The organism is Streptomyces rhizosphaerihabitans, assembly GCF_025399795.1.
Taxonomy (GTDB): domain Bacteria; phylum Actinomycetota; class Actinomycetes; order Streptomycetales; family Streptomycetaceae; genus Streptomyces; species Streptomyces rhizosphaerihabitans.
This window is the reverse complement of the sequence record NZ_JAODTZ010000205.1, coordinates 1-345: the sequence shown is the minus strand read 5'-3', so window position 1 is coordinate 345 and position 345 is coordinate 1. Positions and strand designations below refer to the sequence as shown.

Genomic DNA, 345 nt, shown 5'->3' with positions numbered 1-345 from the left:
CTCCGAGTCCCGGGTGTACTGGGCGATAAGCGATGTGATGACCCGTCGACTGACCGGCACCTCCACCCCGTCCTGGCGCGGCGCATGAGCGGCGACCCACAGCAGACCCTCGGTGCCCTGCTGGCACGTCTGGAGGTCCGCGAGCGGCAGATCGCTGTGGAAGCGGAGGCCGCTCACGAGCAGATCGCGCAGCTGACCGCGCTGTTGGACGGACTCGCCCAGGCCGTCGAGCACATCACGATCACCCGCAAGACGCTCCTGGAACTGCCCGACGAAACGCCCTCGGCACCGGCCGCACCGACTCCGGCCCTGCCCGGCGGCCCCGCCTACCAGCAGATCATGGCC

1 pseudogene is annotated in these 345 nt (G+C 70.1%); it reads left to right on the top strand.

The features are described 5' to 3' along the window. Window positions 1-84: 84 nt before the first annotated feature. Window positions 85-345, top strand: a pseudogene (locus N4G66_RS45425) (hypothetical protein); the annotation flags it as partial.